This is a genomic window from Roseomonas sp. 18066, assembly GCF_902706185.1.
Taxonomy (GTDB): domain Bacteria; phylum Pseudomonadota; class Alphaproteobacteria; order Acetobacterales; family Acetobacteraceae; genus Pseudoroseomonas.
Map to the genome: position 1 here is coordinate 1 of NZ_CACSJM010000434.1, position 380 is coordinate 380.

Annotated in this window: 1 protein-coding gene; it reads left to right on the forward strand. The window is 62.4% G+C overall.

The annotated features are described in order from the left end of the window. Window positions 1–197 (forward strand): hypothetical protein (locus GVN67_RS30280; RefSeq protein WP_235035641.1); only part of this gene is annotated, 197 nt, incomplete at its 5' end. Between the last annotated feature and the right edge of the window lie 183 nt (window positions 198–380).

Below are 380 nucleotides of genomic sequence, written 5' to 3' on the forward strand. Positions count from 1 at the left end.
TGTCTCCGCAGGGGCTAGACCCAAATATCGGCAATGTTCTTGTCGGAAGCAATGGCAGCCCTGTTGTAAACGATCCGCTGTGCGACGACGGATACGGCTTATGGCGCTCGCCGCTCTCCCGTGTGCTGAGCCGCTCTGCAGATATGCTGCGCCGGCTGGCGGGCACCGCACCCAGCAAAGCACCCGTCCTCGCCTGATCGCGGCAGAACGTCTTGGGGCCAGTGGGCCCATGAGACCGCCAACGGACAGTCGGGCTTTCGAACGCTTACCGGACTTTCGGTCAGGCGTGCATTTCTGCTTCAAGCCGCGGATTGCCGAAAACCGGACGGGCCGCTTTGCGCCCTTCCCGGTCATTGCAACAGACTGGAACGCTCCTCCGT